The sequence below is a fragment of the Brevibacterium sp. 2SA genome (genome assembly GCF_005502845.1).
Classification (GTDB): domain Bacteria; phylum Actinomycetota; class Actinomycetes; order Actinomycetales; family Brevibacteriaceae; genus Brevibacterium.
In genome coordinates this window covers 59,279-82,246 of the sequence record NZ_SCMW01000007.1, presented here as the reverse complement: position 1 = coordinate 82,246, position 22,968 = coordinate 59,279, and the positions used below count along the sequence as shown (strand labels likewise).

Annotated in this window: 20 protein-coding genes; 5 read left to right on the top strand and 15 right to left on the bottom strand. The window is 69.0% G+C overall.

Translation table 11 applies throughout. From position 1 onward, the window contains the following. Nucleotides 1-5 precede the first annotated feature (5 nt). Together FFS20_RS04955 and FFS20_RS18220 are read left to right on the top strand one after the other, a co-directional pair. Complete coding sequence (locus FFS20_RS04955) at nucleotides 6-527, top strand: TetR/AcrR family transcriptional regulator (RefSeq protein ID WP_137824810.1); 522 nt, start codon at nucleotides 6-8, stop codon at nucleotides 525-527. Between the two features lie 459 nt (nucleotides 528-986). Next, nucleotides 987-1,931: a hypothetical protein gene (locus FFS20_RS18220; protein ID WP_249356673.1), complete on the top strand. Its 945-nt coding sequence runs from the start codon at nucleotides 987-989 to the stop codon at nucleotides 1,929-1,931. A 135-nt stretch (nucleotides 1,932-2,066) separates the two neighbouring features. Here FFS20_RS18220 and FFS20_RS04945 read toward each other — a convergent pair whose 3' ends face one another. Beyond that, nucleotides 2,067-3,887, bottom strand: a complete 1,821-nt coding sequence (locus FFS20_RS04945) for an NAD(P)/FAD-dependent oxidoreductase (protein ID WP_137824809.1) — start codon at nucleotides 3,885-3,887, stop codon at nucleotides 2,067-2,069. Between the two features lie 108 nt (nucleotides 3,888-3,995). Between FFS20_RS04945 and FFS20_RS04940 the strand changes: the two genes are divergently transcribed. Beyond that, nucleotides 3,996-5,174 carry a helix-turn-helix domain-containing protein gene (locus tag FFS20_RS04940; protein ID WP_249356672.1) on the top strand — a complete coding sequence of 393 codons (1,179 nt, stop codon included), beginning with the start codon at nucleotides 3,996-3,998 and terminating at the stop codon, nucleotides 5,172-5,174. Nucleotides 5,175-5,205: 31 nt separating this feature from the next. Here FFS20_RS04940 and FFS20_RS04935 read toward each other — a convergent pair whose 3' ends face one another. Further along, on the bottom strand, nucleotides 5,206-5,667 hold the full coding sequence (locus FFS20_RS04935; RefSeq protein ID WP_137824808.1) for a VOC family protein: 462 nt from the start codon (nucleotides 5,665-5,667) through the stop codon (nucleotides 5,206-5,208). A 270-nt stretch (nucleotides 5,668-5,937) separates the two neighbouring features. Between FFS20_RS04935 and FFS20_RS04930 the strand changes: the two genes are divergently transcribed. After that, nucleotides 5,938-6,792 carry an NAD(P)-binding domain-containing protein gene (locus FFS20_RS04930; protein WP_137824807.1) on the top strand — a complete coding sequence of 285 codons (855 nt, stop codon included), beginning with the start codon at nucleotides 5,938-5,940 and terminating at the stop codon, nucleotides 6,790-6,792. Nucleotides 6,793-6,852: 60 nt separating this feature from the next. Beyond that, entirely contained in the window at nucleotides 6,853-7,515 is a 663-nt protein-coding gene (locus FFS20_RS04925) for a hydrolase (protein WP_249356671.1), read from the top strand. Between the two features lie 49 nt (nucleotides 7,516-7,564). On the opposite strand, the gene FFS20_RS04920 is transcribed toward FFS20_RS04925, so the two are convergent. The 13 genes from FFS20_RS04920 to FFS20_RS04855 all read right to left on the bottom strand — a co-directional run bounded on the left by FFS20_RS04920 (nucleotide 7,565) and on the right by FFS20_RS04855 (nucleotide 22,902). Continuing rightward, a complete protein-coding gene (locus FFS20_RS04920; protein WP_137824806.1) occupies nucleotides 7,565-8,143 on the bottom strand; it encodes a TetR family transcriptional regulator in 579 nt (192 codons plus the stop codon). A 118-nt stretch (nucleotides 8,144-8,261) separates the two neighbouring features. Further along, nucleotides 8,262-9,143 (bottom strand): helix-turn-helix domain-containing protein, encoded by an 882-nt coding sequence (locus tag FFS20_RS04915; protein WP_137824805.1) that lies wholly within the window; start codon nucleotides 9,141-9,143, stop codon nucleotides 8,262-8,264. 73 nt (nucleotides 9,144-9,216) lie between these two features. After that, nucleotides 9,217-10,809 carry an ATP-binding cassette domain-containing protein gene (locus FFS20_RS04910; protein WP_137824804.1) on the bottom strand — a complete coding sequence of 531 codons (1,593 nt, stop codon included), beginning with the start codon at nucleotides 10,807-10,809 and terminating at the stop codon, nucleotides 9,217-9,219. Beyond that, the gene (locus FFS20_RS04905) at nucleotides 10,806-12,881 is read right to left on the bottom strand and encodes an ATP-binding cassette domain-containing protein (protein ID WP_171006988.1); all 2,076 of its coding nucleotides are present in this window, start codon (nucleotides 12,879-12,881) and stop codon (nucleotides 10,806-10,808) included. Before FFS20_RS04905 ends, FFS20_RS04910 begins: the two co-directional genes overlap by 4 nt. After that, nucleotides 12,871-13,209: a hypothetical protein gene (locus FFS20_RS04895; protein ID WP_137824802.1), complete on the bottom strand. Its 339-nt coding sequence runs from the start codon at nucleotides 13,207-13,209 to the stop codon at nucleotides 12,871-12,873. The genes FFS20_RS04905 and FFS20_RS04895 overlap by 11 nt, the downstream gene beginning before the upstream one ends. After that, nucleotides 13,206-14,306, bottom strand: a complete 1,101-nt coding sequence (locus FFS20_RS04890; protein ID WP_137824801.1) for a cytochrome d ubiquinol oxidase subunit II — start codon at nucleotides 14,304-14,306, stop codon at nucleotides 13,206-13,208. Before FFS20_RS04890 ends, FFS20_RS04895 begins: the two co-directional genes overlap by 4 nt. After that, a complete protein-coding gene (locus tag FFS20_RS04885; RefSeq protein WP_137824800.1) occupies nucleotides 14,303-15,811 on the bottom strand; it encodes a cytochrome ubiquinol oxidase subunit I in 1,509 nt (502 codons plus the stop codon). Before FFS20_RS04885 ends, FFS20_RS04890 begins: the two co-directional genes overlap by 4 nt. Nucleotides 15,812-15,968: 157 nt before the next feature. Continuing rightward, a complete protein-coding gene (locus tag FFS20_RS04880; RefSeq protein ID WP_137824799.1) occupies nucleotides 15,969-16,688 on the bottom strand; it encodes an SDR family NAD(P)-dependent oxidoreductase in 720 nt (239 codons plus the stop codon). Next, nucleotides 16,685-18,598, bottom strand: a complete 1,914-nt coding sequence (gene nhaA / locus FFS20_RS04875; RefSeq protein WP_137824798.1) for a Na+/H+ antiporter NhaA — start codon at nucleotides 18,596-18,598, stop codon at nucleotides 16,685-16,687. The genes FFS20_RS04880 and nhaA overlap by 4 nt, the downstream gene beginning before the upstream one ends. A 1-nt stretch (nucleotide 18,599) precedes the next feature. After that, nucleotides 18,600-19,403 carry an SDR family NAD(P)-dependent oxidoreductase gene (locus FFS20_RS04870; protein ID WP_137824797.1) on the bottom strand — a complete coding sequence of 268 codons (804 nt, stop codon included), beginning with the start codon at nucleotides 19,401-19,403 and terminating at the stop codon, nucleotides 18,600-18,602. A 153-nt stretch (nucleotides 19,404-19,556) separates the two neighbouring features. After that, nucleotides 19,557-20,213: a hydrolase gene (locus FFS20_RS04865; RefSeq protein WP_137824796.1), complete on the bottom strand. Its 657-nt coding sequence runs from the start codon at nucleotides 20,211-20,213 to the stop codon at nucleotides 19,557-19,559. Between the two features lie 562 nt (nucleotides 20,214-20,775). Next, on the bottom strand, nucleotides 20,776-22,062 hold the full coding sequence (locus FFS20_RS04860; protein ID WP_137824795.1) for an adenylosuccinate synthase: 1,287 nt from the start codon (nucleotides 22,060-22,062) through the stop codon (nucleotides 20,776-20,778). 120 nt (nucleotides 22,063-22,182) lie between these two features. Then, entirely contained in the window at nucleotides 22,183-22,902 is a 720-nt protein-coding gene (locus FFS20_RS04855) for a TetR/AcrR family transcriptional regulator (protein WP_137824794.1), read from the bottom strand. Nucleotides 22,903-22,968 lie beyond the last annotated feature (66 nt).

Sequence of the window (22,968 nt, the reverse complement as noted above, 5' to 3'; positions counted from 1 at the left end):
TGCGCATGGCACGCAATTCCTCCGACACCCGAGAGAGGCTCCTCGACGCCTTCGACTCCCTGCTCGATGCGCACGGCACGGCGGGCGCGACGCTCGACGCCGTCGCCGCCGAGGCAGGAGTGTCCAAGGGGGGCCTGCTCTATCACTTCGGGTCGAAGGCCAAGCTCGTCGAGGGCAGTCTTGAGCGGCTGCGGGCCAATGTCGATGCCGACATCGAGACGATGCGCTCCTCGCAGCGCGGTCCCCACATCTACTACCTCGAGACCTCCGCCGAGGTCGGGACTCCCCTCGACCGCAGCCTCATGGCCGCCAGTCGCCTCGCGCAGGAGTACGAGGAGGCCCGAAGCGCCCTCAAGGACACCCGTGAGCAGTGGTTCGCGGTGCTCAACGACCACCTCGGCGATCCGCACCTGGCGATGACGATCCAGCTCATCGGCGACGGGATGTACCTCAACCAGAACTTCGGCCTCTCCGAGGAGGAGGCGCTCCTCCACGTGAAGAACGTCCTCGCCCGCCTCGGCCTCTAGCCGCGGCGCGCCCGCCGCGCGGCTCGCCTCTCACGCGACTTCAGGACGTTCCAGACAGATTTCTGCCGCGATTTTCTGTCCAGAGCGACCTGGAGTCGCTCCCGCGTACGGCACCCTGGCCGGTGCGCGCCCGAATACGATCGCTGCCACCCGACTCGTGCGCACGGCCTGGGGAAGAACCGCTCGCGCCGATCCCCCGGAAGCCAGCACTCCAACCGTGAGTTCAGGACGTTCTGGACAGATTTCCGACTCGATTTTCTGCCCAGAATGACCTGAAGTCGCGCCCACTCAGCGCTGAGCGTGCGCCGTTCGCATCCGCGGAAGGCTCGTGACTCACGCGCACGTCCCCGTGGAGGAGCCTCCGACTCGTCCGCACTGAGCCTGTGGATCCCTGCCCGGTGTCCACAGCCTTCTACGCCGCGCTTCCTCTGGCGCGTCAGTGCGTCCATCATCAACGTCATGTTCACCAGCCATACGTGGGAGTTCCGTGACTTTCCGCTGCTTTTCAAAGCAAGTGCCGCCGCCTCGATGGGGATCAGCCGCCACAACTTGTTCTACTCCGGTCGCTATCCTGTCGTCGTCGCGGGAGTGCGGATGGACCAGAAGATGACCGTCTCCTACCCGGCTCCGATATGGGCGGATGATGACTGGACCGAGACAGCCCAGAATATCCGCGCACTTCGGCTCAAGTTTCCTCACATCGCCGCCGCAGGGGTCTCGGCGGCCATCCTCTACGGGTGGCCACTGCCCGCGGGCACCCCGCACTCGCCGCTGCACATTGCCAGCGACAACGCGAACCTCCGCGTCCGCATGCCGGCGGTCGTACTCCACCGGTCCAGGCCGTTTGCCGTTCGCAACTTCTTCGGTCTGCCGGTCCTCGGCCCGGCAGAGGCGTTCATCCTTCTCGGGCGAACACTTACGCTCCACGACCTCGTCCGCGTGGGCGACGCCGCGGTCGGCAACTGGCACGGGCCTCCGCTCCTGGGCTTGGAGGAGCTCAGCAGCGCCGTCGACTCGATCCGGGGGATCCGTGCACTTCCCCACCTGCGTGCCGCGCTCGACCTCATCCGGCCGACCGTGGACTCACCGCGCGAGACCGATCTGCGTCTGTGGACCCGCGCTGTCGGCCTGCCCGAGCCCACGGTGCACCCGCAGATCTTCTGTCGAGCGCTCAACCGCGTCGTCGAACCCGACCTCGGATACGAGCAGGAGAGACTCGCGCTCGAGTACGAGGGAGACCACCATCGCACCTCGAAGTCGCAGTGGAGCCGGGACATCGAGCGCGACGAGGCCATGCGCGCCGAGGGCTGGGTGACGTTCCGAGTCACCTCCCGCACCGACTACGCCCTTCTCGAAGGCAAGATCCGCCGGCACCTCGGGCTGCAGCCGCGCCCCCGAGCCTGAGGGATCGGTCCCACGACGAACCGCCACCCACCTCCAGTCCCCGCCACGACGACACCTCCGGTCGCAGAGTGTCGATTCTGACTCTCACCATCGACACTCTGCGTCCGGAAGTCGCAGGCGGAGCGCGCCCCACCCTCACGCGAGGTGGTGGACCTCCTGCAGCCGGTAGACCGGGGTCTCGATCCCTTCGAACCGGGCCTTGAGCTGGAGCGCCAGGTAGAGCGAGTAGTGCCGGGACTGGTGGAGGTTCCCGCCCTGGAACCAGAGGTTCTCCTGCTGAGTGGGCTTCCACATGTTCCGCTGCTCGCCCTCCCACGGCCCCGGATCCTTCGTCGTGTCCGATCCGAGCCCCCAGCACTTGCCCACCTTGTCAGCGGTCTCCTGGTCGACGAGGTCGGCGACCCACCCGTTCATCGAGCCGTAGCCGGTCGCATACACGACGAGGTCGGCGGGCAGTTCGGTCCCGTCGGTGAGGACGACGGCATCCTCGGTGAGGTGATCGACCTGCCCCTTGGCGAGCTTCACCTTGCCATCGGCGACGAGTTCGGCCGCTCCGACGTCGATGTAGTACCCGGATCCGCGGCGCAGGTACTTGAGGAAGAGCCCGGACTCATCGTCACCGAAGTCGAGGTCGAAGCCGGCGTCCTCCATCCGCCGGTAGAAGTCCGCGTCCCGCTCCCGCATCTGCGCGTAGAGCGGGATCTGGAACTCGTGCATGATCCGGTAGGGCAGCGAGGCGAAGATGAGATCGGCCTTCTCCGTCGTCACCCCGTTCGCGACCGCCGTCTCCGAGTAGAGGTCCCCGAGTCCGATCTCCATGAGCGAATCGCTCTTGACGATGTGCGTGCTCGACCGCTGCACCATCGTCACCTCGGCCCCGTTCTCATAGAGCGCCCCGCAGATGTCGAAGGCGGAGTTGTTGCTGCCGATGACGACGACCTTCTTGTCCGCGTAGGCATCGGGTCCGGGGTGCTGAGACGAGTGCTGCTGTTCACCGCGGAAGACGTCGCTGCCGGGGAAGCTCGGGATGTTCGGCTTGCCTGACATCCCCGTCGCCATGACGAGGTGAGTGGGATTGAGCGTGATGGTCCGCCCGTCCCGCTCGACCGTGACCGTCCACTGCCCAGTGCTCTCGTCGAAGCTCGCCGAGGTGGCTGTGGTCGAGGACCAGTACGGGATCTCCATGACGCGGGTGTAGAACTCCAACCAGTCCGCGATCTTGTCCTTCGGGGCGAAGACCGGCCAGTTGTCGGGGAACTTGAGGTAGGGCAGATGGTCGTACCAGACCGGGTCGTGGAGGCACAGCGACTTGTACCGCGACCGCCATTGGTCACCCGGCCGCTCCCAGCGGTCGATGACGAGGGCCGGCACGCCGAGCTGCCGGAGTCGCGCACCGAGCGCGATTCCGCCCTGCCCGCCGCCGACGATGAGCGTGTACGGCTGCGCTGTCTCACCCCACGCGGCGTCCTCCTCGGCGCGCTTCTCCGACCAGCTCTTCCGCTCCGGATCGACCCCGTGTTCGGCGCCCTTGACCCGGCGGGTGCCCCGCGGCTCCTCGTGACCGGTGATCTCCTGCAGCGAGGTGAGCAGGGTCCAGGCTCGGGGCCCGTCCTCGTCGATGAGCCTGACCAGGCCCTTGCCACGACCCACCGAGGTGGTGAACGTGAACCACGCCGTGGTCACCCCGTCGACGGTATCGGCGGGTTCAGCGAGCGCGAAGGCGCTCGGATCGACCCGGTCGAGGGTCTCCGTGAGCAGATCGCGGACCCCGTCGCGGTTCTCCGCCGTCGCAAGGTTCCACGTGAAGGACACGAGGTCCCTCCAGAAGCTCGTCGCCGCGAAGAGGTCGACGGCCGCCTCGATGTCGCGATCGCGCAGGGTCGCGGCGAACGCGCTCAGCCACCCGGTGGCGATGTCGTCTGCGGTGAGTTCCTCACGCTGCACTGTCGTTGTCATGTCGTTCACTCCTCGTCGTTGAGCCGTGTGCGCTCACGCTATGTCCGGGCGCGTCCGGGCCGAAAGGGTTGCACGATGTTGCATCGGCCGAGGCCCTATACTCGTGGCATGTCCCAGCCGGACCTGGTCCATCTCGCCCGGGATCTGACCCGCATTCACGATGCCGTGATCACCGGCGGTCCGCCGCCGGCGCCGCCGCGTGCGCTCGTCGCCCGCTCGTGGGAGCGGATGCTGCGGCTGGGGCTCGATCCGGCCGGCGGGAATCGTCGGGTGCTTGCCGCCGAGGCGGACGTCGAGTCCCGCAGACACCGGTCGAAGCTGCGGCTCATCGTCGACGAGCTCCGCTCCGCGATCCTCCACACCTCGTCCTCCGAGGGCTTCATCCTCGTCGTCACCGATGCCGACGGGGTGATCCTCTGGCGCGACGGTGCGGCCCGCGCCCGGCGTCAGGCGGACGGTCTCGGCTTCGTCGAGGGCGCCCACTGGTCGGAGTCCGTCGTCGGCACGAATGCGATCGGCACAGCATTGGCCGAGGAAGCGCCCGTCCAGCTCTTCTCCGCCGAGCACTTCGAGACATCCCAGCATCCCTGGTACTGCAGCGCCGTTCCCCTCCACGATCCGGCTGACGGGAGGCTGCTCGGCGTCGTCGACATCAGCGGACCCGCGCTCACTCTCCATCCGACCGTGCAGTCGCTGGTCACCACGGCTGTCCGGCTCGCCGAGGCACGGCTGCTGCTCAGCCAGCAGGCGCAGTTGGCGACGCTGCGCAGCCGGTATTCGACGCTGCTGGGCGGAAGCGGCGAACCGGCGCTCGTCGTCGACGACGAGGGATGGGTGGCCTACCGCCAGGGAGTGACGACCCGCGACCGCATCGAAGTCCCCGACCCCGATCGCACGGTCCACATCCCCGGCGCCGGACTCTGCATGCCCGAACGCGTCTCCGGGGGATGGCTGCTGCGCCCGGCCGGGACCGGGCAGACGACGATCGCGCTGCGGCTGCACGCGGAGCCTGCCGTGCTCGAGGTCCGCTCCTCGGAGACCCCGCACATCGTTCCCCTCACCCCGCGCCACGCCCAGATCCTCGAACACCTCACCGCGGCGGGGGCGCAGGGAATCAGCGCCTCCGATCTCAGCATCCGCCTGTACGGGGACGCCGACCACCTGGTGACGATCCGCGCCGAGGTCTCGCGCCTGCGTCGATCCATCGGCGCCCTCATCGCCACCCGCCCCTACCGGTGGGCCGACGGAGTGACCGTGCGGGTCGACGACGCGCCGGCGCGTCGCTGAGGTCGAACGCCCCCGCCTTCAGCGGCTGCCCTCAGCGGTCGTGACCGCGATAGGTGCCGAAGTTCCAGAGCACACCCTCGGGGTCGGTGACGCTGAAGTCCCTCGAGCCGTAGTCGAGATCATGGAGTCCGGCGACTTCGACGGCGCCGGCATCGAGGGCCCGCTGGTGGAGCGCGTCGACGTCGTCGGTGGCGATGTAGACCGACCCGTAGGCGACTCCCCCCTTCGCCATCGGGCCGTCGTCGTCACGGGCGGAGCCGAGCATGATGCCTCCGCCGCCGGGCCAGACGAGTTCGGCGTGCTCAATGACCGTCGGGTCCTCGGGGTTCGTGTACTCGACGGCGACCTCGAAGCCGAAGGCCTCGGTGAGGAACGCGATCGCCGCCTTGGCGTCTCGGTACCGGAACGCCGGCCAGATGTTCGCCTCGCGGGGTGTCCTCGCCGAGGCGGTTGCCGCACTCGTGTCGCCGGTCGTATCGGGGGTCGTCGTCATCAGTGATCCTCTCGCAGGTGAGTGCGCCGCCGTGGACCGGCGGCCGACGACCAGTCTCGCCGACTCGAGCGACCCGCGTCTTGGACGATTGGGAACAGTTCGATCGGCCGACCGGGCTCGGCACAACCGCGATTCTCGGCCCGGAGAATCATATTTGCACGATCGTGCAGGAATAGTTAACGTGTCTGTTGATCCGCGCATCCCCACGCGGTTCAGGCGGAGCAGCGGTGCCTGCTCTGCCGCATCGACTCCCCACGAGAGGTCAGCCCAATGGAAACTGTCGCAGTCATCGGCTATGGAGACATGGGCCAGGAAATGGTCCCTCATCTGCTGGCCGCCGGTCACGAAGTGCGCGTTCATGAGCGCAACGCAGCGAAGAGAGAAGCGGCCGCCGCCGCAGGTGCCACCGTGGCAGAATCGGCAGCCGACGCCGTGCGCGGCGCGACGGTCGTCCTCGGGCTGGTCATGTCCGACGATCTGCCGGAAGCGTTCATCGGTGACTCGGGAGCTCTCGCCGGCACCGAGGCGGGCGCTCTTGTGCTCATCGGTTCGACGACGACCCCGCAGATGATCGCGGATCTGTCCGCAGCCGCTCCCGACGGGGTGCGCGTCATCGACACGCCCATCGTCGGAGGCGTCCGGTACGCCCGTGAGAAGGCGGTGACCTTCCTCGTCGGCAGCGACGACGAGACGGACAATGCGCGCATCAGCGACCTCCTCTCGGTTCTCGGCAGAATCCGCTTCGTCGGTGAATTCGGATCCGGCGTCGCCTACAAGCTCATCACGAACGTCGCGATCATGGCCGCTGAGGCCGGCATCCGTGAGGCCCTCGATCTCGCCGACATCCTCGGCAAGGACTACGAGGTGGCGCTCGACCTCATGTCCCATGGACCGATGGCCGCGGTCGTCGAACGCGCGCTCGACGCCAGCAACCCCCGCCCGCTGCGTCGCTCCGCCGAAGACGATGACACACTGCTCTCGGCCGTCAGTCAGCCGGAGACCGAACTGCCGATCTCCTCGGCGGGAGCGAAGCGACTCTGGGAGGCTGTCGTGGTCAACCCGGACTACGAGCCGGACTTCATCGACCTCACACGCACGACCACGTCTCGCCCGACAGAGCGATGACCCCTCTGCCGGGCACTGGCCCGGCAATCCCCACATCCATCACAGAGAAAGCATTCCACCGTGTCCACTGAACCCAAACTCATGCCCGAACCCGTCCGCAACCCGGCAGACGACCACCTTCTGACTCCCGAGAACTGCGCGATCGTCTTCATCGATTTCCAGGAAGGGCAGTATGCGACCGTCGGGTCGACCTCCCGCGCTGAGATCGACCTCGGTGCGATCACCCTGGCGAAGCTCGCCCACTCCTACGCAGTCCCGACGATCCTCTCGACCGTCGCCGTCGATATGGGCGTCAACCGACCGACGGTGCCCGAACTGACGAATGAGCTTCCCGGTGTCGGAGAGATCGACCGAACCGGAGTCAACGCCTGGGAGGACGCCGAGTTCCGGAAGGCGATCGAGCTGACCGGACGGAAGAAGATCGTCATGGCGGGTCTGTGGACCGAGGTCTGCCTGTCGTTCCCGACACTCGACATGCTCGATGAGGGGTACGAGATCTACCCGGTCATCGACGCCGTCGGCGGAGTCTCCACCGTGACCCACGAGACGGCGATCCAGCGTATGGTCCAGGCCGGAGCGCAGCCGATCACCTCGTTGGCGTTCGGGTGCGAACTCATGCGCAACTGGGCACGGGACGATGCCGACCTCTACCGCGTAATCATCAATGACTACTTCCGACGCAAGCGCGCAATCGGCGCCGCGTCCGGAGACCTGTTCCGCTGACCTTCAGCTCAGTCAGCCGCAGCGAGTGAGGTGACCGTTTCGCGTCCTGTCATTCGCTGTTGCGTGCGGGATCGACGACCGACCGCAGTGCCCGCTGCACGCGGTCGGCGTCGGCGGGCATCGAGCCGAGCAGAATCGCTGTGCAGACTCCGTCGGCGACAGCGACGAACGCTTCGATTCGGTCCGGATCGTCGGTGAGCAGACGACCGATGTCGGCGACGTCGTCCCGCCAGCGCCTGGCCGTGGGCACCAAGGCGGGGCGACGCGACGCGAGAGTCGACAGCTCTCGTTCCGCGATTCCCAGTGTCCGGGTCCGCGTCGCGCAATCGACGAGGACCTCAGCCAATCCCCTCAGCGGGTCGCCTCCGCCGTCGGCCACTGCGCGGATCATCGCGGAGAAGGCGTCGGCCACCGTGGTCAGGGCAGCGACCAGCAGGTCGTCCAAAGTCGCGAAATAGTAGTGGGGCAGGCTGCTGGCCACCCGGGCTTCCCTGGCGACTCGGCGGTGGGTCACGCCGGCAGCGCCGTCCCGTTCGATGAGCGCCAAGGTGGCGTCGATGATCTCCTGACGGCTCCGGTCACCGCGTCGGCGCCGCCCGTCGATCGACGGGTCCGCATCCTCTCTCATCCACCCTCCCCTCGGCAGCCTGCTGGGTTGTTCGCACGCGGACGCAGTCAACCGCAGCACCTGCCATGGTCTCACGTCCCCGGTGTCGGCGGCGCCTGTGCCAGCGGCGAGTCCGTCGTCACGTGCGTGCGACGGGGTCGGCGCTCAGCCATGCGGTGGGCGAGGTGCCGGTGAATGCCGTGAACTCCCGGATGAGGTGGGACTGGTCGGCGTACCCGCAGACGGCGGCCACCTCGGCGAGGGTGTGCGGCGGCGCGGTACCGCCGTGCTGGTGCGCGGCCCCCTCACCACCGGGGGACGACTCCCCTGCCGCGCCGCTCAGCACCGCCGCGACGAGTCGCCGCGCCCGGTCGAAGCGGACGACGCGGGACGCATCCTTCGGGCCGATGCCCACCTCCGAGCGCAGCTGTGCGCTGAGGTGCCGCCGGCTCCAGCCGACCTCCTCGGCGAGCTGCGCGACCGGCACCTGTCCTGCGCTGCCGACGATCTCCGACCACGCTCGGACCACCTGATCCCGCGGGTTCGCGCCCACGTGTGCGGGTCGCCCCCGCAGTGCCCGGAGGAGGACGTCGTCGATCGCCGCGAACCGCTCCCGCCAGGTCGCCGCCGCGTTGACGCGGTCGTGGAGTTCTGCTGCGAGCGGGCGGGCGATGTCGCGCAGGTCGACGCTGTGGTCGATGAGGTCGGCGGCGGTGAGGCCGAAGAGCGCGCGCGGCGCGAACGGCGAGAGATTGATCTGGATCCCCGCCATCGCCCCGAGATGACGGACGAGCGTCGGGCGCAGATGCAGCCCGGCGAGCAGCACATCGAACCGTGCGTCGGCCTGCGACACGGGGTCGCGCTGGCACAGGGGATCGTCGATGGCGACGATGAACGTCAGCGCGCCCGACGGCAGCCCGAGGTGAGTCCCCGGCGGCAGGCCGGAGAAGTCGTACCCGACATAGTCGCCGAGGCAGCCGCGCAGGGCCGGATGCGCAGCCCGGGTGGGGGCGTCGGCCATGGCTTCAGTCTATGACCGATTCCGTGCCGGGTCACGAGGTCACGAGCGACTCGGCCGACGGCCCGCCCCGGCATCAGCGGCGCCGCAGCTGGTCAGTCACGGCACCGAGGTCGACGGTGACCTCGACGCCGGGCGGCGCACTGTGGGCGGCATAGACGATCGTCGCCTCCGGCAGGCGCGTCCGGACGAACGCGAGCACCGTCGCGAAGGTGTGCGCATCGAGGCCGAGGTCGGGTTCGTCGATGAGGAGGACGTCGGGTGCCGAGAGCACGGCACGGGCGATGACGAGGCGCCGGGTCTCACCGCGGGAGAGCGCCCGCCCGCCGATCCCCGTGCGGGTCTCAGCACCGATGTCCGCACTGAGTGCGAGGTCTTCGAGGACCGTGCGGATGTCCTCGGCGCTCAGCGGTGCCCGTTCCGGCTCGCCGAGGCGGAGGTTGCCGGCGACGGTGCCGGTGAAGAGGAACTCGTCGTCGGTGACGACCGCGACCGTGCGCGATGCCCCAGGCCGCACCGCCTCGGGTGCGGCAGTGCTCCGCACCGCTGCGGCGATCTGCGCGAGGAGGGTCGACTTCCCGATCCCGGAGGGGCCGATGATCGCCGCCGTCGCTCCCGCGGGGACATCCGTTCGGGTGCCCGCCTCGATGACGATCGACCCCGTGTCGGTGACGGCGACGCCGGCGCTGGCCGCACCGGCGGCTGCCGCGTGAGCACCGGCCGCGTGGGCGCCGGCCGCCTCGGTGGCCGGTGGCGACGGTGCGGGCGCCGGGAGCCCTCGGTCGCCTCGGCGTGCCCGGATGCTCCGCAGTCTCTGCAGGTGGGGCACGATCTCACCGAGCGCGAAGGTGCGCTCGAGCACCCCGAAGGAGAGGAGGACGACCATGACGAAGAGCGGAATCGGCAGGAGAGCGGACTCGACAGCACCCGCGGCGACGGCGCAGACGAGGAGGACCGCCCCGAACGCGAGGCCGGCGGCGAGCGCGGCGACGATCTGACGTCGTGCCTGCTTCTCCTCGAGACGGCGGTCGGCGGCGGTGAGGGTCTCGAGCTGCGTGAGCACGCGGGCCCGCAGCAGCGGAGTTCCGCCGAGGGACTCGAGTTCGGGGGCGGCGTCCATGCTCGCGAGCACCTCGGCGCGGAGGCGACCGTGCCCGTCGTCCGTGGGAACCGGGACGAGCGCGAGGACGAGCATGATCGCAGCCCCGACCAGCAGCGGCGCGGTGACGAGGGGAAACGTTGCGGCGGCGACGATGATCGCGGTGATGACGGCGGAGATCGTCACGACGAACGGCGCAGTCACCCGCAGCACCCGCTCGCCCTCGACGGCGGCGTCCGTGAGCAGACGGTCGACCGCGCGATCGTCGGCCGGGGCCGAGCCGGTGGCGGCGAGGTCGTCGAAGACCGCGAGTCGGGCCCGGGTCGTCTCGGCGAGCGCTGCCCGATGGAGGAGGACGTTCTGCCCGTACCCCGCCCCGATCCGGCCGAGGGCGAGCATCCTCACGATGCCGCTCGGGGTCGGGTAGGAGAAGGTCGCGAGGAGTCCGAGGCCGGCCAGCGCGCACGAGGCGAGGTACCAGCCCGAGACGGCGAGCAGCGCGAGCGAGCACAGTTCCGCGATGACCGCGACGACGAGCGGGAGGAGGTGGAGGCGGCGTCGCGAGCTCATGTGTCACCCCCGGAGCGGTCGGCGGCGGCGCCGCTGGTGAGCGAGCCGGCACGCAGCTCGTGGGTGTGGTCGGCGACGGCGATGACGGCCGGTGAGTGCGTCGCGATGACGACGGTGCGACCGGTGCTCGCCGCGCGCAGGGTGTCCAGGATCGCGGCTTCGGTGGCCTGATCGAGGTGGGCCGTGGGTTCGTCGAGGATCCAGAGGCTCCGGTCGGCGGCGGCGAGGCGGGCGATCGCGACGCGGCGCCGCTCCCCCGCCGACAGCTGTCGACCCAGGGTGCCCAGCGCGGTGTCGATGCCGTCGGGCAGGCTCGCGAGCACCTCGTCGAGGCCCGCGGTGTGGGCGGCGGCGCGGACGTCGGCGGCGGTGATCGACTCATCGCCGAGGCTGATGTTCTCCGCGAGCGTCGTGCCGAGGATGACGGTGTCCGAACCGAGCCACCCGTGCGCGATCGACTCGCCGGATGCGCCGGGCCCGCTGGCCGCACCGGGTCCGCCGGGTCCGGCGAGTCCGCCGCTGCGGCGGATCGTACCCGTCGTCGGCACCCGACGACCGGCGATGACCTGGAGCAGCGTCGTCTTCCCCGACCCCGACGGCCCGCTGATCGCCGTCCACTCCCCCGCAGGGAGGGTCATGGTGATGTCGGTGAGGATGGGGGACGTTCCGACTCCGACGCCGAGGTGGTCGATCTCGAGGTGCGGACCGCGCGGGTGGTCTGCTGGCGCGGGTGAGGTGAGGGGGTTCGTGCCGGTCGCAGCGGTGCCCTCTGCAACCGTCTCGGTACCCCCACCGGTCGAGCCCGGTTCGCGACCCGCCTCGCGCTCCGGTTCTCCGCCCGCCGTACGGCCCGCGCCCTGTTCCGCGGTGGGGCCCCGGCCACGATCTGCCGTTCGCCCCGGGCCTCGACCAGCCTCCCGCTCTGGCCCCGCGCTGGCCGTGAGGATGGCGCGGGTGGCGACGAGGGCATCGTCGCGGTCGTGGAAGCCGCGAGCCGCGCGCTGTGCGGGAGCGAAGTAGGCGGGGCAGAGGAGGAGCACGAAGAGCGCCCCGCCGAGCCCGAGTGCCGGTGCCCCCGGCAGGGTGAGGAACCCGAGGAGCACGAGCCCCGTGTACGTTGCCGACACGGCGATCGCGAACGTCACCGCGACGTCCATCACCGCGCCGGAGAGGAACGCAAAGGTGAGCACTCGCAGCGTCGACTTCTCGAGCCTGGTCGACGCCCGGCCGAGCACGTCGCGCCGCCGCTCGAGCGCCCGCAGACTCACCAGCGTCGGCAGTCCCCGCGCGCTCTCGGTGACGACCGCCGAGAGCCGACGTGACGCGGCGAGCTGCCGCTCTCCCGCCGTGAGCGTGGCCTGACCCGCCAGTCGCAGGTTGAGGGGCAGCAGGGCGGTGCACAGAGCGAGGAGCACCGCGACCGGCCAGTGGACGACGGCCACCGCGGCGAGGATGAGCAGGGTCGAGGGAGCCGCCGCGATCCGCAGCGGCCGCGATCCGGCGAGGTAACTCGCGACCACCGGCGCATCATCGATGAGGGCGTCGGCGGCATCGCTCGCGCTCGTCGCCCCGGACACCGCGAGGAGGTCGGGGACGAGCCGTGCGCGGATCGCCGCGCTCACCCGGTCCCGGCCAGCCGCGGCGAAGCGGGCAGCGAGAACCCGGAGGACGAGCCGCACCGGCGCCGCGATCGCAGCGCCGACGAAGAACCACAGCGCCGCACCTGGCCCGCTTCCGAAAACTTCCGTCCCCGCGGCACCCGAACCCGCTGCCATCCACGCGGCGATGCCGGCCCCGAGCAGCGCCCATCCGGTGATGAGCGCACACGTTGCGGCCACCTCGGCGAGGGCCGATACGCGGAAGAGCACACGTCCGGGACCGGCTTGGGCATCGATCCAGGCGACGGCGGTGTCGGTGCCGACCGCGGACGCGGCCTGCCCCGGACCGGGATCCTCGGCCGCCGAGGTCGGCCCCGTCGACGCGGAAGCACCGGACAGCGTGCTGCCCGAGATCAGGTCGCCCGAACCTGAGGAGTCGGCACTCGCCGAGGCGGCGGCCGTGTCAGCCGACATCGGCGTGCGGGTCGTCCTCGTCCTCGCGGGCGCGGCGGCGTTCGTCGCGGATGAAGACGACCGCGGCGAAGACGACGATCGCGAGGATCGCCGCGCGGTTGATCCACTGCGATCCGATCGACGGATAGCCCGAGTACATGTTCATGCTGATCGTGTAGAGGATGATGCCGAGCAGGACGAGCCCGATGCGCCGGAGGACGACGCGGGCACGACCGCCCGGCGCACGGCTGCCGGGCCGACCGTCGCGGGGGCCGCCGTCCGCCGCGCTGTCGTGCGGCTGGCTGTCGTGCGGGACGCGGCCCGGGACGTCGTTGCGCTTCTCGCTCATGACTGGGCCGCCTTTCGATCCGCTGCCGGTCCCCCGTCGGAGTCCGGTCCCAAATCAGAATCCGATCCTCCGTCGGGGCTGAGACCTCCGTCGGGGCTGGGTCTTCCGTTGCTCCCCGCTCCTCCGTCGAGCGGCCCGGAGAACACGCGGTGGGCGAAGATCGTGTAGAAGGAGATGAGGAAGATGTTGATCCCCACCCCGATGAGCAGGACGATCATCGTGATGTCGGGGGCGCCCGCCTCGGCGACGGTGAGGTCGGGGGCGAGGATGACGGGATAGCGTCCGACGACGACCGCGAGCAGGCACGCGACGACGAGCAGCGCCGTCCACCGGTACGCGCTGTGCGGCGGAGCATCGGGGGCGAGCGTGCGCCACGCGATCACCGCACTGACGAGGGCGACCAGGAGCAGGACGCCGACGAGGATTCCCTGAGCGCCGCTCCAGGTCAGCGGCACATCGGTCGTGCCGAGGAACCCGACGATGAGCGCGAGGACGACGACGGCGCCGATGAGCAGCGTCCGTCCCGCGGCCACGGCGAGCGGGGAGTCGACCTTGCGGCGGAGGAACGCGGCCCCGAGCGCCATGTAGACGACGACGGTGCCGATGACGATGAGCAGGGTCATCCCCACCGAGGCGGCGTCCCAGATTCCCGGCTCACCGACGAAGTTCCCGTCCGCGTCGACCGTGATCTGCCTGGTCAGACCCGCCAAAGCGAATCCCTGGGCGATCGCGGCCCCGAGCGACCCGAGGCTGAAGGCCCGCACCCACGCCTCACGGGTGTCGTGGCGGTGGGAGATGAGCTCGGTGGCGAAGCCGCGGACGATGAGGCACAGCAGCATGACGATGACGGGGATGTAGACGTGCGGCAGCGCCGCCCCGTAGACCGCGGGGAAGCCCGCCCACAGTGAGACGCCGAGGAGGATGAGCCACGACTCGTTGATGTCCCACGTCTGCGCAACGACCTCGACGCCTTCGCGGCGCCGGCGGCGATCCCGTTCGCCGAGGAGGAGGATCCCCACCCCGAGGTCGTACCCGTCGAGGATGATGTACATGACGAGGCAGAGGACGGGGACGATGAGCCAGATCTCCTGCATCATGATGGCCTCCCCTCCTCGCCGAGGCGGTCCCCGGGAGCAGTGCTCCCCGGGCCAGCCCCCGTGCCGCGCTCGTCTCCCGGCGGACTCGCACCCGCGTCGCCGCCCTTGCCGGCGGGGGCCCGCCCGGCATCGACGCTTGCGAATTCGAGGTCGTCGTCGAGGTCGTCGTGGGTCTCGGCCCCGGGCAGGTCGTGCTCGGGACCGCGTTTGACGGCCCAGACGATGTAGCCGATGTAGGCGGCGAGCATGATCGCGTAGACGACGATGAAGCCGATGACGGAGAACACGAGGTGGGCCGGCGCCAGATCGGACACGGCATCCTCGGTGCGCAGGTGACCGTAGACGACCCACGGCTGGCGGCCGGTCTCCGCGGTCACCCAGCCGCCGAGGATCGCGAGGATCCCCACGGGAGCCGCCCACAGGCACACGCGGTGGAAGCGCGGGGAGTCGTAGAGGCGGCCGCGCAGACGCAGCACGACACTCGACATCGCGATGGCGAAGAGGATGATCGAGCCGTAGAACATGATCCGGAAGCCCCAGAAGACCATCCACACCGGCGGTTGCTCGGCCGGGTCGGGTTCGACGTCGGAGACGCCCGGGGTCTGCAGCTGCCCGGAGAGATCCTGCCCGATGAACGACCCGAGCAGCGGCACCTCGACGGACGCGGCGTTCTCCTGGTTCGGCTGATCGGTGACGATGAAGAGGTAGTAGCCGGAGCTGTTCGTCTGCCAGTGCCCTTCGATCGCGGCGAACTTCGGCAGCTGGTGTTCGACGACGACTTCGAGGGCGACGTCGTCGCCGACGGAGATCTGGATGGGCAGGAGGACTGCGAGGACGCCGAGGGAGATCGAGAACGAGCGCTTCGCGAACGCGAGCGACCGGCCCTTGATGAGGTACCACGCGGCGATGCCGGCGATGACGACCGAGGCGGAGATGAGGACCGCTAGGAACATGTGCGTGAAGCGCAGCGGGAAGGACGGGTTGAAGATGATCTCCCACCAGTTCGTCGGCACGAACGTCCCGTCGGGGGCGCGTTCGAACCCGGCCGGTGTCTGCATCCACGAGTTCGCGACGAGGATCCACGTCGTCGAGAGCAGGGTGCCGATGGCGACGAGGAGGCAGGCGATGAACATCGTCCGCTCCTTGACCCGGCCGTCGCCGTAGAGAAGGACGCCGATGAACCCGGCTTCGACGAAGAACGCGGTGACGACCTCCATCGCGATGATCGGGCCGATGATCGGTCCGGTCTCGCGGGCGAAGACTCCCCAGTTGAGTCCGAACTCGAAGGTGAGGACGGCACCGGCGACGACGCCGAGGGCGAAGCCGACACCGAAGATGCGCCGCCAGAACCGGAACATCTGGAGGAAGACGGGTTTCTTCGTCTTCCAGTACATGCCGTAGACGACGGTGAGGAACACCGACAGTCCCACGGTCATCGCGGGGAACATGATGTGGAACATCGCGGTGAGCGCGAACTGCAGCCGTGAGAGGTCCTCGAGGGTCATGACGACCACTCCTCCGGGGAACGGACGGATCGGGGATGGACAGTGACCACCGGCGCCGAGGCGGTGCCCGGTCCGGTCGTGAGCGCAGGGTCCGTCGGGGGCGCCGAGGCGGTGCCCGGGCGAGCAGGGAACGACACCGCGGGAGCGGGGTGCGGGGTCATGCCCAACCCTGCTTCGTCGCGACGACGTCGAGGTCGCCGAGGGCGACCCCGACGGGCTGGTCGAGGACGAAGCCGATGACGTCGGCGACGTCGTCGGAGGTGAGCAGACCCTCGCCGAGCCAGTCGTACTCGTGGGCGAGGCCCTCGAGGCGTTCGGCGAACGTCGACCGGATGTAGCCGGGGGCGATGTTCGAGACCCGCACGCCCTGCTCGCGCAGTTCGATGCGCAGCTGCGCGGCGAAGGTCTTCAGCGCCGCCGAAGCCGCGCCGTAGACGGCCGCGTCGTGGAAGTAGCTCTGGTCGGCGATCGACCCGATGGTGATGACGTCGGCCCGCTCCCCCGCCCCGGCGGTGGCGATGAGGGACGGCAGGACCTCATGGATGAGGTGGAGGGCGCCGATGACGTTCGTCGTGAGCACCTCGTTCCACTGCGAGAACGGCAGCTCCGCGAAGGGCCCGACGTAGTTGATGCCCGCGCTCGCGATCACCGAGGTGCACTGCGGCCAGCGGTCGCGGATCTCGACGCCGAGCTCGGCCATCGCGGCGAGATCACCGACATCCCGCTGGAAGAACGTGAGATTCGGCTGGTCGACCACCTCGGCGGGGAGCTCATCCCGGTCGATGATGACGACGGACTCACCGCCGGCGAGCAACCGCTGCGCGGTGACGAGGCCGACGCCGCTGGCCCCGCCGGAAATGACGTGGGGCCCGCTCATTGCCGGCCTCCCGCGGTCGCGCGCGGCGCCTGGCCGATCTGGACGGCGCAGTCGGAGGTCAGCGTGTGATCGGGGCGGGCGCTGACGTCGGGTTCGGCGGCACTGGTGGCGTCGATGTCGGCGATGATCGCGTTCGGCTCCATGTCCCCGTCGTAGAGGAGGCCGTTGACGAAGAGGACGGGACCGGAGTGGAGGCCCATGTTCTCCGCGTCGAGGAAGTCCTCGTCGACGCGGGAGACGTGGACGTCGCGGCGCAGGTCGTCCTCGACGCGGTTGAGGTTGGCGCCGACGTTGACGCTGGCGCGCAGGAGTTCGCGGTTGTCCAAGCTGCGGTCCTCACTGATCTCGTTGAGTTCGTGGCGCATCGGCCAGAACAGCTTCTTCTGCTGGGAGGCCACGGCTTCGAGCGCTTCGCCCGTCTGCTCGGGGGCGCCGTCGGCGGTCGGGCGGATGTGGCGGAAGACGAACGCGAGATCGCCTTCGTAGTGGTCGATGACCTGGTCGAGGATCTCCTCGGTGTTGGCATCGTCGAGTCCGCCGAACGACCCGTAGACGGTGAGCGAGTTCCTCGCATCCGCCGGCCCGAAGATGTGGTCGCGGGACGGGTCGATCGGCCGGTTGAGCTGCACTCGCGCCGGGGCGTGCTTGCGGTCGTAGCGGGCGGTGAGCTGGAGGCTGACGACGCCGAGGAGGGCCGCGAGCGCGGACCCGGTGAGGATGCCGATGCGGGCATCGGACTGGGCGACCGGGTCGGTGATCGCGAGGTCGACGATGAAGAGGGAGATCGTGAAGCCGATGCCGGTGAGCAGAGCGCCCGACGCGATGTGGCGGGCGCGCAGGGCCTCGGAGAGCTCGCCGATGTGCAGGCGCCGCCCGAGCATCGTCGCCCCGAAGATGCCGACGAACTTGCCGACGACGAGACCGGCGATGACGCCCCAGGTCAGGGCCGAGCCGAAGGCGTGGGACAGGGACTCACTCGTGATGAGGACGCCGGCGTTGACGAGGGCGAAGACGGGGACGATGACGAGGCTGACGACGCGGCGCAGGGAGAGCTGGAACCGGTCGTTGATCGACACCGAGCGGAGGATGCCCTCGGCCGCGGACATGCCGCGTTCGGCGTTCGGGCTGCGGCGGAAGCTCGCCGTGAGATCCTCCGCCTCGTCGACGAGCTGATGCTTCGGCGGGAACACCGGCAGGAGCAGGCCGAGGATGACACCGGCGATCGTCGCGTGGACTCCGGACTGGAGGACGGCGAACCAGAGGAAGACGCCGAGGATGGCGTAGACGAGGCCGCGCCACGCCTGCATCCGCTGGACGAACCAGGTGACGGCGGCGAGGGCCGCGGCGATTCCGAGCCAGAGGAGGTTGATGTCCTCGGTGTAGAAGAAGGCGATGACGGCGAGTGCCCCGATGTCGTCGACGACGGCGAGGGCGAGGATGAAGACGCGCAGCTGCGCGGGGATGCGGGAGCCGAACGCGGCGAGGATGCCGACGACGAACGCGGTGTCGGTGGAGATGACGACACCCCAGGCCCCCACCTCGGGGGTGCCCCGGGTGATGGCGACGAAGATGAGCGCGGGCACGACGAGTCCGGCGACGGCGCCGACGATCGGCAGTGCCGCGCGCTTCCACGAGCGCAGTTCGCCGAGGACGACGTCCTTCTTCACCTCGAGGGTGACGAGGAAGAAGAACAGCATCATCACCGCGTCGTTGATCCAGTGCTGGAGGGACATCTCGAGTTCGGCGGAGCCGGCGACGAGCCCGAACTCGGTGTGGATGACGGCGTTGTAGCTGTCCGGGGACAGGTTGGCCCACAGGAGGGCGAGGGCGGTGGCGGCGAGCAGGACGACGGCGCCGGCGCTCTCCGTGCGGAAGAACGCGGCGAGCCCCGCGGTCAGGCGATTGGCCATATCAGCTCCTCACCGGTCGGACCGTCGCGGCGGCGAGGTTGGCACGCGCCGGCATCTGCGTCATGAAGCAGACGAGCCTCGCGACACGGTCGGGGTCGATGGATTCGAATTCGTCGGCGCGCTCCTGGAACCGCCGGTAGTGCTCGGTGTCGCTCATATCGGCTCCGAGTTCGGAGGTGACGTAGAACGGGGCGATGTGGTGGACGCGGACTCCGCGGTCGCCGTATTCGGCGCGCAGGTGCTTGGCGAGCTGTTCGACCGAAGCGGCCATCGCCGAGAACACCGCGTACGACTTCGTCCGCTGCTGGGCGGGGGCGGAACCGACGAAGATGAGGTCGGCCGGGCGGCTCGTCTCACCGATCTTCAGCAGGCCCTCGGCGAAGGTCTGCGCGGTGTAGAGGGCGCCTTCGACGTTCGTCGAGATCATCGCCTTCCACTCCGAGGGCACGGACTGTTCGAAGTTCGCCGCCCGCATCACCCCGGCGCTGACCATGACGAGGTCGGGGTCGGTGCCGAAGCGGTCACGGATCGCGTCCCTCGCCTCGACGAGGTCGAAGGGCTCGGTGACGTCGGCGCGGACGACGAGCGTCTGGTCGGGGCGGTCGATCTGCTGTGCGAGGCGCTCGAGGCGGCGGCGGTTGCGGGCGAGCATGGCCACCCGGATGCCCTGCTCGGCGAGGGTGCGGCTGACAGCGGCGCCGATCGCTCCGGTCGCGCCGGTGACGAGGGCCACCCGCGCCCCAGACGCGGTCTGCTGCGGGGATTCGGCCTGCGCGTCGGGCGCCGGCTGCGCGTCCTCGGTCATGAGGTGGTGTCTCCTCGTGCTCGTCCCCGGAGCCGCTGCGTGAGCTCCGGAGTGTTCAGTTGTGGGTGGTGCGGTGGTGCCGTGGTGCGGTGGTGCCGTGGTGCTGCGGCACCGTCCGTGACCGGGTGGTCGGTCCGGCGCCGAGGTGGTGCCTCAGCTGCTGAAGACGTCCCCGGTCGCGTCGCCGATCGCCCGTTTGCGGGCGAAGTAGTCGTTGATGATCGTGCGGTAGAGGTCGGAGTCCGGGCGCGCCCAGTTGCGCATGAGCTCGGCGCCGAAGGCCAGGGAGGTGATCGGGTGGGCTCCGGCGGAGACCATGCGGTTGATCGCCTGGTCGTGGGTGACTGTCGAGACACCGCCGACGGCGTCGATGACGGGGTAGACGTCGTAGCCCTCCTCGAGGAGGTCGAGGGTGGGGAACGCGAGGCAGACCTCGGTCCACAGCCCGGCGATGACGATCTTCCGGCGGCCCGTCGCTTCGATCGCGGCGCGGAAGTCCGCGTCCTCCCACGAGTTGACGCCCGTGCGGTCGATCTCCTCGACTCCGGGCAGCTCGTCGGTGATCTCAGTGATCGTGCCGGTGTTGACGCCGAGGTCGACGCCGACGGTCGAGAGCACGGTGGGGATCTCGTAGGCCCGGGCGAGCTTCGCGAGGGTGACGACGCCGAGGAGGATCTCGTCCTTCGTCGTCGAGCTCACGGTCGCGAACTGGCCGGGCTGGTAGTCGATGAGCGCGATGGCGCAGTTGCTCGGGGTGAGCAGGTGATCGATGTCCGGATCGCGAACCGGTTCCGGTTGGGTCTTGGCCATTGCGTCCTCCTAGGGGGATGAGGTCGGCGGCGTTCGCGCGGGAGGCAAACGTATCACCTTCAACAACTTTGGCCTCAAGTATGCCTGATGGGAGCCGGGATGGCACTTGTTGTTAAAAACCGAATGATTCCCGGTGGCATAGGGCGGCGGGAGGGGCCCCGTGGCTCAGCTCAATCAACAGTTGGCGTGAAAATGTCGCCACCGAAGACGACTTTTTCACGCCAACTGTTGAACGAAAAGCTGCGCAGTCGCCGAGGCAGTGACAATCACGCCAACTGTTGAACGAGCAGACCACGTTGTATGAGCAGACCACGCTGAGCGGACAGACCAAGGCGCACGCAGCGGCCGGCGCGCGTGCAGGTCGCCGCCGTGCGCATCAGCGTCGGTCGATCAGGTCACTGCCCTGCGCATCAGCATCGGTCGAGCAGGTCGACGTCAGCTGAGCTGGTCCCTGCCCTGCGCATCGGTGTCAGCGAGAGAGCCCCCATCAGTCAGGCAGGCCACCGCGCCCCGCGCGGCACAGGACCGTCAGCCAGGCAGGCCACCGCGCCGCGGAGGACCGTCAGTCAAGCAGGTCGTGGCGGACGATCGACTGTTCGCGGTCGGGGCCGACGCCGATGACGGAGATCCGCGATCCGGACATCTCCTCGAGCGCGAGGACGTACTTCTGCGCGTTGATCGGCAGGTCCTCGAAGGTCCGGGCCGTCGAGATGTCCTCGGTCCAGCCGTCGAAGTACTCGTAGATCGGGGTGGCGTGGTGGAAATCGGTCTGCGTCATCGGCATCTCGTCGAAGCGCTCACCGTCGACGTCGTAGGCCACGGCGACGGGGATCTGCTCGATGCCGGTGAGGACATCGAGCTTCGTCAGCACGTAGTCGGTGAAGCCGTTGACGCGCGCGGAGTAACGCGCGATGACCGCGTCGTACCACCCGCAGCGGCGGGGGCGTCCGGTGTTGACGCCGAACTCTCCGCCGGCCTTCTGCAGGTACTCCCCCATCTCGTCGAAGAGCTCGGTGGGGAACGGTCCGGCGCCCACCCGCGTCGTGTAGGCCTTGACGATGCCGACGACGCGGTTGATGCGGGTCGGCCCTATGCCCGAGCCCACGCACGATCCGCCCGCAGTCGGGTTCGACGAGGTGACGAACGGATACGTGCCGTGGTCGACGTCGAGCATCGTCGCCTGCCCGCCCTCCATGACGATGACCTCGTCGCGGTCGAGGGCGTCGTTGAGCATGAGCTCGGTCTCGGCGACGTAGGGACGCAGGCGCTCGACGAACGGCAGGAAGTAGTCGACGACCTCGTCGACGCTCACGGCGCGACGGTTGTAGACCTTGACGAGGAGCTCGTTCTTCTGGTGCAGCGACCCCTCGATCTTCTGCCGCAGGATCGACTCGTCGAAGATGTCCTGGATGCGGATGCCCAGCCGCCCGATCTTGTCCATGTACGCCGGTCCGATGCCGCGTCCGGTCGTCCCGATCGCGCGCTTGCCGAGGAACCGCTCGGTGACCTTGTCAAGAGTCTGGTGGTAGGGCGCGACGACGTGCGCGTTCGCCGAGATCCGCAGCTTCGAGGTGTCGGCTCCGCGGGATTCGAGAGCGTCGATCTCCTCGAAGAGGGCCTCGAGGTTGACGACGACGCCGTTGCCGATGACCGGGGTGACGTTCGGCGAGAGGATTCCCGCCGGCAGCAGCTTGAGCTCGTACTTCTCACCACCGACGACAACCGTGTGACCTGCGTTGTTCCCACCGTTGGGCTTGACGACGTAGTCGACGCTGGTGCCGAGGATGTCGGTGGTCTTGCCCTTACCTTCGTCGCCCCACTGAGCGCCGACGACAACGATTGCTGGCATGAGTTGATTTCACCTCAAGTGAAAGGAGGGGTGTCATTACCAGCACAGTCTACGGGGTGGGACGGACATGACAGTCATGAGCGGCTTCATTCGCGCCGAGGTGAGCGCCCCAAAGCATCGTCAGCGGCCTGCTGCCGGCGACGACTCCTCGCCGAGGCGGCCGATCCATTGGATGAGCAGCTGAGTCTCCGTCTCGCCGAGGATCTCCGGGTGCGCGGCCGCCTGTTCGATGACCGTGTGCCCGAGGCGACGCTCATCGGCCCCCGAGCCGACGGCAGCGGGTCCCGTCCCGGTGATCGCGGCGAGCACACCTTCGCGCACATGTGCCGAGAGATCCGGATCCGCCTGCCCGAGGATGATCTGGCGCAGCGTCACCCCGATGTTCGTCGCGATGATGTGGGCTGCCGCCTCCTCATAGCCGACGACGAGCCGACCGTCGTTTTCCGCCTGCTTCGTCAGGGTGCGAAGCATCTCGGCCGGTCGCGACTGCGCATCCGGCGAGTATCCGGGTCGGACCTTGCCGTACATGAGGGTGTAGAAGCCGGGATTCTCCAGCCCGAAGGCGACATGGGCGTCCCAACCCCGGCGGAGCTGCTGGATGGGATCGCCGCCGGTCTCGCTGTCGGACTTCGCCGAGAGGTACATGTCGAAGCCGCGCTCGACAACGGCGTCGATGAGCCCCTGCTTGCTGCCGAAGAAGTGGTAGAGCGTCGGCATCTTCACCCCGGCGGCATCGCAGACGGCACGCAGTGAGAAGTCCTCGCCCGGCGCCGCCGCGATGAGGTCCGCAGCCGCATTGAGCAGCCGCGTCCGTGTATCGGCGAAACCATCCTCTGTCATCCCGCTATATTATCGTGTAGTGTCGATATAGCGGGATGTACCGGCGGTACATTCGGCCTCCGCGGA

Coding starts and splice junctions, on each gene's coding strand:
- FFS20_RS04955 (WP_137824810.1), top strand. CDS start 6: ATGGCACGCAATTCCTCCGACACCCGAGAGAGGCTCCTCGACGCCTTC.
- FFS20_RS18220 (WP_249356673.1), top strand. CDS start 987: ATGTTCACCAGCCATACGTGGGAGTTCCGTGACTTTCCGCTGCTTTTC.
- FFS20_RS04945 (WP_137824809.1), bottom strand. CDS start 3,887: ATGACAACGACAGTGCAGCGTGAGGAACTCACCGCAGACGACATCGCC.
- FFS20_RS04940 (WP_249356672.1), top strand. CDS start 3,996: ATGTCCCAGCCGGACCTGGTCCATCTCGCCCGGGATCTGACCCGCATT.
- FFS20_RS04935 (WP_137824808.1), bottom strand. CDS start 5,667: ATGACGACGACCCCCGATACGACCGGCGACACGAGTGCGGCAACCGCC.
- FFS20_RS04930 (WP_137824807.1), top strand. CDS start 5,938: ATGGAAACTGTCGCAGTCATCGGCTATGGAGACATGGGCCAGGAAATG.
- FFS20_RS04920 (WP_137824806.1), bottom strand. CDS start 8,143: ATGAGAGAGGATGCGGACCCGTCGATCGACGGGCGGCGCCGACGCGGT.
- FFS20_RS04915 (WP_137824805.1), bottom strand. CDS start 9,143: ATGGCCGACGCCCCCACCCGGGCTGCGCATCCGGCCCTGCGCGGCTGC.
- FFS20_RS04910 (WP_137824804.1), bottom strand. CDS start 10,809: ATGAGCTCGCGACGCCGCCTCCACCTCCTCCCGCTCGTCGTCGCGGTC.
- FFS20_RS04905 (WP_171006988.1), bottom strand. CDS start 12,881: ATGTCGGCTGACACGGCCGCCGCCTCGGCGAGTGCCGACTCCTCAGGT.
- FFS20_RS04895 (WP_137824802.1), bottom strand. CDS start 13,209: ATGAGCGAGAAGCGCAACGACGTCCCGGGCCGCGTCCCGCACGACAGC.
- FFS20_RS04890 (WP_137824801.1), bottom strand. CDS start 14,306: ATGATGCAGGAGATCTGGCTCATCGTCCCCGTCCTCTGCCTCGTCATG.
- FFS20_RS04885 (WP_137824800.1), bottom strand. CDS start 15,811: ATGACCCTCGAGGACCTCTCACGGCTGCAGTTCGCGCTCACCGCGATG.
- FFS20_RS04880 (WP_137824799.1), bottom strand. CDS start 16,688: ATGAGCGGGCCCCACGTCATTTCCGGCGGGGCCAGCGGCGTCGGCCTC.
- nhaA (WP_137824798.1), bottom strand. CDS start 18,598: ATGGCCAATCGCCTGACCGCGGGGCTCGCCGCGTTCTTCCGCACGGAG.
- FFS20_RS04870 (WP_137824797.1), bottom strand. CDS start 19,403: ATGACCGAGGACGCGCAGCCGGCGCCCGACGCGCAGGCCGAATCCCCG.
- FFS20_RS04865 (WP_137824796.1), bottom strand. CDS start 20,213: ATGGCCAAGACCCAACCGGAACCGGTTCGCGATCCGGACATCGATCAC.
- FFS20_RS04860 (WP_137824795.1), bottom strand. CDS start 22,062: ATGCCAGCAATCGTTGTCGTCGGCGCTCAGTGGGGCGACGAAGGTAAG.
- FFS20_RS04855 (WP_137824794.1), bottom strand. CDS start 22,902: ATGACAGAGGATGGTTTCGCCGATACACGGACGCGGCTGCTCAATGCG.